This window comes from Halovulum marinum, assembly GCF_009697225.1.
Taxonomy (GTDB): domain Bacteria; phylum Pseudomonadota; class Alphaproteobacteria; order Rhodobacterales; family Rhodobacteraceae; genus Halovulum; species Halovulum marinum.
Map to the genome: position 1 here is coordinate 1 of NZ_WIND01000050.1, position 4,841 is coordinate 4,841.

Annotated in this window: 6 protein-coding genes, 1 other RNA gene and 1 pseudogene; 6 read left to right on the plus strand and 2 right to left on the minus strand. The window is 68.4% G+C overall.

Annotated features, from left to right (window positions below; all coding sequences use genetic code 11):
* Positions 1 to 128 precede the first annotated feature (128 nt).
* Positions 129 to 478, plus strand: a transfer-messenger RNA (tmRNA) gene (ssrA, locus tag GE300_RS21810).
* 14 nt (positions 479 to 492) lie between these two features.
* On the opposite strand, the pseudogene GE300_RS23955 reads toward ssrA, so the two are convergent.
* Positions 493 to 636 (minus strand): annotated as a pseudogene (locus tag GE300_RS23955) (hypothetical protein); the annotation flags it as partial.
* A gap of 131 nt (positions 637 to 767) precedes the next feature.
* Here GE300_RS23955 and GE300_RS21820 point away from each other — a divergent pair.
* Positions 768 to 1,271 carry an SspB family protein gene (locus GE300_RS21820; RefSeq protein WP_154449672.1) on the plus strand — a complete coding sequence of 168 codons (504 nt, stop codon included), beginning with the start codon at positions 768 to 770 and terminating at the stop codon, positions 1,269 to 1,271.
* Positions 1,272 to 1,352: 81 nt separating this feature from the next.
* Here the strand turns inward: GE300_RS21820 and GE300_RS21825 are convergent, their stop codons facing one another.
* Complete coding sequence (locus tag GE300_RS21825; RefSeq protein ID WP_154449673.1) at positions 1,353 to 1,742, minus strand: DUF3775 domain-containing protein; 390 nt, start codon at positions 1,740 to 1,742, stop codon at positions 1,353 to 1,355.
* 135 nt (positions 1,743 to 1,877) lie between these two features.
* Between GE300_RS21825 and fumC the strand changes: the two genes are divergently transcribed.
* The 4 genes from fumC (at position 1,878) to GE300_RS21845 (ending at position 4,739) form a co-directional block, all read left to right on the plus strand.
* Positions 1,878 to 3,272 carry a class II fumarate hydratase gene (fumC, locus tag GE300_RS21830; RefSeq protein ID WP_154449674.1) on the plus strand — a complete coding sequence of 465 codons (1,395 nt, stop codon included), beginning with the start codon at positions 1,878 to 1,880 and terminating at the stop codon, positions 3,270 to 3,272.
* Between the two features lie 176 nt (positions 3,273 to 3,448).
* On the plus strand, positions 3,449 to 3,889 hold the full coding sequence (locus GE300_RS21835; protein ID WP_154449675.1) for a hypothetical protein: 441 nt from the start codon (positions 3,449 to 3,451) through the stop codon (positions 3,887 to 3,889).
* 8 nt (positions 3,890 to 3,897) lie between these two features.
* Positions 3,898 to 4,362, plus strand: coding sequence for a protein kinase family protein (locus GE300_RS21840; RefSeq protein ID WP_154449676.1), 465 nt, complete (start codon positions 3,898 to 3,900; stop codon positions 4,360 to 4,362).
* Complete coding sequence (locus GE300_RS21845; RefSeq protein ID WP_154449677.1) at positions 4,359 to 4,739, plus strand: hypothetical protein; 381 nt, start codon at positions 4,359 to 4,361, stop codon at positions 4,737 to 4,739. The genes GE300_RS21840 and GE300_RS21845 overlap by 4 nt, the downstream gene beginning before the upstream one ends.
* The last annotated feature ends 102 nt before the right edge of the window (positions 4,740 to 4,841 follow it).

The window sequence follows — 4,841 nt, forward strand, 5'->3', positions numbered from 1 at the left end:
GAAACAGATAGCGGTTTTTCTGAGCCATAAGAGCACCTTAACATGCTCTCAGACCTACTCAGCTGGAATAGACCCTTTGGGGAAGTTGGAAGGCGGGACGGGGCGGCCGCACGGCGGTCGCGCCCGTTGCCCTTGCAAGAGCGCCGGGCGGGCCCTAGATTAGCAATGTCCCGCAAGGGGCTATGGTGATAAACGCGCACGGAATAAGCGGATCGGACCCGGGGGCGGTACCCGGCGGCTCCACCAGACATCCCTCGTTGGGGGCGAATGGGGCCGAAACAGGATCGACGGACGTGTAAAGGTGTTTGCTTTCACTCGGCAGGATGCCACCGTTATCGGCTCAAAGCGTATAGTTGCCAACGACAACCACGCTCCGGTGGCCGTTGCCGCGTAAGCGGTAGCCAAACCGAAATCCAAGCCCAGTCCTCTAGCAAGGGCTGGCGGGGTTCGCAGGCACCTGGCAACAGAAGCCTGCACTTCATTTCCTGCCCCGAGATTCGTTGCCCCGAGATTCGTTGCCCCGAGATTCGTTGCCCCGAGATTCGTTGCCCCGAGATTCCTTGCCCCGAGATTCCTTGCCCGAGCCGAAGCCGCGCCGCGGTGGTGGGGTTGCGGGAACGAAGCGGCGCAGCCGATGTGCGAGGCATCGCAGCAGACGCGGCGCGACCATCCCGGCGGCGGGCGCCGTTCATCGGTTGCGGTCGGCCGACCCCCTTTCCTGCGCGGACGATCCGGTTATGCTGGGCGCCGAATCAAGGGGAACCAGCATGGTCAAGCGATTCCACTACGGTCGGTTGATGCACAAGGCGCTGCGCGGCCTGATGGCGGACGTGCTGTCCGAGGTGGCGCGTCACGGGCTGCCCGGAAAACACCATTTCTTCATCACCTTCGACACCACCCATCCGGGCGTGGACATCCCCGATCACCTGCGCGCGCGTTATCCCGAGGAGATGACCATCGTGCTGCAGGACTGGTTCGGCGATCTGTCCGTCGCCGGCGAGCGGTTCGCGGTGACGCTGAATTTCGGTGAGGTCCCCGAGCGGCTGGTAGTGCCGTTCGATTCCATCAGCACCTTCGTCGACCCGTCGGTCGAGTTCGGCCTGCGGTTTGACGCTGGCGAGGAGCCGGGCGGCGACGAGACCGGCGACAGCCCTCCGCCGTCGTCGGCGTCGTCGCAGTCGTCATCGTCGGCGTCGGCGCGCGAGGCCGAGGTCGCGGCCGAGAAGAAGGGCGGCGACATCGTCAGCCTGGACCAGTTCCGCAAGCACTGAGCCGGAAGCACTGAGCCGGAAGCACCGAGCCGGAAGCACCGAGCCGGAAGCACCGCGCCTGCCGCGCCCGGCGCCGCCGGGTCAGCCTTGCTCGCGCAGCGCCTCGATGCCGGTGGCCCAGTGATCCGCGACCAGCGGGTGCGACAGCAGGTAGTCGGCGGTCGGCCCCTCGTGCCGGGCCTGGGCCTCGCGCAGCGCCTGCGACCAGTCGGCCGGCTCGAAATCGCCGCGGCCGATCCACATCAGCGCCACCAGTTCGGCCTGGTGCTCGTCGTCGAGGCCGGCGATCTCGTCGGCCAGTTCGCGGCGCTGCGGATCGCCGGCGCGGCTTTCCATGCTGAAGCCGTAGTTTTCGTCCTCGGACTCGTCGGGCTGGCGGGGCGGGGCGGGCACGTCCTCGCGCGCCATGTGGATGCGCATCCGCTCGATCAGATCGTCCATGATGTCGGAGGGGATCGTCAGCTCGTCCATCGGTTTTCCTTTCCTGCTGCGCGCCAGCCTGGCGCGGACGCGTGTGGCGCGACATGACTGGGATCAAACGCACATTGGAATTGCAGGTTCCTGTCGCTATAGAACCGGCGTCCAATCAGAACGAGGCCCCGACCCATGACCGCGACCCGCACCGAGACCGACAGCTTCGGCCCGCTCGAGGTTCCCGCCGACAAGTACTGGGGGGCGCAGACCCAGCGCAGCCTGAAGAACTTTCCCATCGGCTGGGAGCGGCAGCCGGTCGCCGTCGTGCGCGCGCTGGGCGTGATCAAGCAGGCCGCGGCGACCGTGAACATGGCGCAGGGCAAGCTGGACAAGCGCATCGGCGACACGATCGTGCAGGCGGCGGCAGAGGTCGTGGCCGGCAAGCTGGACGATCATTTTCCGCTGGTGGTCTGGCAGACCGGCTCGGGCACGCAGTCGAACATGAACGCGAACGAGGTGATCAGCAACCGCGCGATCGAGATGCTGGGCGGCGAGATGGGCTCGAAGAAGCCTGTGCATCCGAACGACCACTGCAACATGAGCCAGTCGTCGAACGACACCTTCCCGACGGCGATGCATATTGCTGTCGCGATGACCGCCCGCGACGTGACCCTGCCGGGGCTCAAGAAACTGCACGCGGCGCTGGCCGCGAAGGCCGAGGCGTTCCAGGACATCATCAAGATCGGCCGCACCCACACCATGGACGCGACACCGCTGACGCTGGGCCAGGAATTCGGCGGCTATGCCTTCCAGGTCGAGCAGGGGATCAGGCGGGTGGAGGCGGCGCTGGGCAACATCTGGCCGCTGGCGCAGGGCGGCACCGCCGTCGGCACCGGGCTGAACACCAGGAGCGGCTATGCCGAGGCCTTCGCCGCCGAGGCCGCGAAGATCACCGGGCTGCCGTTCGTCACCGCGCCGAACAAGTTCGAGGCGCTGGCCGCGCATGACGCGCTGGTGGAAATGTCGGGCGCGCTGAAGACCGTGGCCGCCAGCCTGTTCAAGATCGCCAACGACATCCGCCTGCTCGGCTCGGGTCCGCGTTGCGGGCTGGGCGAGCTGATGCTGCCCGAGAACGAGCCGGGCAGTTCGATCATGCCGGGCAAGGTCAACCCGACCCAGAGCGAGGCGCTGACCCAGGTCTGCGCGCATGTCATGGGCAACGATGCCGCCGTCGGCTTCGCCGGCAGCCAGGGACATTTCGAACTGAACGTCTACAAGCCGATGATGGCCTACAACGTGCTGCAGTCGATGCAGCTGCTGGGCGATGCCGCGGTCGCGTTCACCGACAACTGCGTGTCGGGCATCGAGGCGGACGAGGGCCGGATCAGCCAGCTGATGTGGGAAAGCCTGATGCTGGTCACCGCGCTGGCGCCGGAGATCGGCTATGACAACGCCACCACCGTCGCCAAGACCGCGCACAAGAACCGCACGACCCTGAAGGAAGAGGCGATCAGGCTGGGCTTCGTGGACGAGGCGACATTCGACCGCGTGGTGCGCCCCGAGCAGATGATCGGCCCGAAGGACTGAGCCGAAGGACCGAGCCGGCGGGGCCGTCCGCCCGGGCCGCCCCTGCCGTCGCCCGGCAGCGGCCCGAGGTCGCGCCGCCGCCGGCCCGGACAACGCGCATGACAGCGGGTTCATTGCCCGGCGTTGCTGGTGTAGGCTGCAGCCTCACGCAACCCGCAATCGAAACGGATGACCACGTGCGCCAGATCTTTCGTACCCTTCCCGTCCTTCTGACAGTCGCGGCCTGCGCCACGCCGCCGGTGCTGCAGGCGCCGTCGCAGCAGCCGCCGGTGGCGACCACGCCCTTCACCTACAAGGCGAACACGCCGCTGGTGACGCGGGCCTACGACATCAACGAATGCGAGCTCAGCGGCCGCGGCCTGCCGCCGAACGCCACCCAGGCCGAGATCGCCGACGCCACCGCCGGCACCGATCCGGCGCAGGTCGCGAGCTTCGTGCAGCGCTGCCTGTCGAACAAGGGCTACACCGTCACCGAACTGCCGGTCTGCCGCCAGGCCGACTTCAGCCGCGGCACGCTGGTGGTGCGGCCGAACGTGCAGCCGCCGCTGGACAGCATCATCTGCCTCGATCCCAGCCAGGGCGGCATGCTGACCACTCAGCCGCCGGCCAGCGCCTGACGACAGCGGTGCGCATCGGGCTTGCCGCGGCGCTGGCGCTGGCCGCCTGCGCCGCGGAGACGCCGGCCGACCCCGGCGCCGACTATGCCCAGGTGATCTGGAAGACCGGCACCCCGGTCGCCGCGCGCGCCGCCGACCTGGAGGCGTGCGAGCTGGCGGCGATCGGCGCCGGCGCGGCGCTGCCGCAGGACCGGATCACCGACGCCGCCCGCACCGCCGACCCGGTGCAGCGGCGCGCCCGGCTGCAGGCCTGCCTGCGCGCCCGCGGCTACGCCATCGCCGAGCTGCGCGTCTGCCGCGCCGAGGACCGCGCCGCCGGCCGCCTGCGCCGGATCCTGGCGACGGACGCGCTGCCGCCGGCCGCGACCGTGCGCTGCTACGCCCCCGAGATCGACGGCTTCATCGCGCGCCAGGCTTGGAACCCCGCGCGCCCTTCATATCTGAAGAACACGCAGCGCAGGGAGCAGGCATGAAACAGGCAGCGGTCATTCTGGGCATCATCGGCGGTATACTGGGGCTGATCGTCGGGATCTCGGTCGCCGGCTGGATCGCCTTCACCGGCTGGGTCGAGTCGGAGGGCGCCGAGTTCGCCGTCCGCCCGGAAAACGCCGAGACGCTGCGCGTCATGGGGGTGATCGCGCCGCTGCTGGCGATCTCGGGCGGGGCGATGGCGGTGCTGCGCCCGTTCATGGGCGCGGTGCTGCTGCTGGGCGCGGCGGCGGCAATGTACTGGGCCTTCGGGGTCGGATTCTTCACCCTGTTCCCGATCGCCATGTGCGGCCTTGCCGGGCTGTTCGCGCTGGGCGGCGCGGGCACCCGCGAGCCCGGTACGATCCCGAAAAATCGTTGACCGTCATGGGCTTGAGGCGCTTCGACCAAAAAAATGCCTGAAAAGCGCATTTTGGTCTTGCGAGTCGGGGTGTGGATCCGTAGATAACCCCTCACCGGCGGC

Coding starts and splice junctions, on each gene's coding strand:
- GE300_RS21820 (WP_154449672.1), top strand. CDS start 768: ATGGTCAAGCGATTCCACTACGGTCGGTTGATGCACAAGGCGCTGCGC.
- GE300_RS21825 (WP_154449673.1), bottom strand. CDS start 1,742: ATGGACGAGCTGACGATCCCCTCCGACATCATGGACGATCTGATCGAG.
- fumC (WP_154449674.1), top strand. CDS start 1,878: ATGACCGCGACCCGCACCGAGACCGACAGCTTCGGCCCGCTCGAGGTT.
- GE300_RS21845 (WP_154449677.1), top strand. CDS start 4,359: ATGAAACAGGCAGCGGTCATTCTGGGCATCATCGGCGGTATACTGGGG.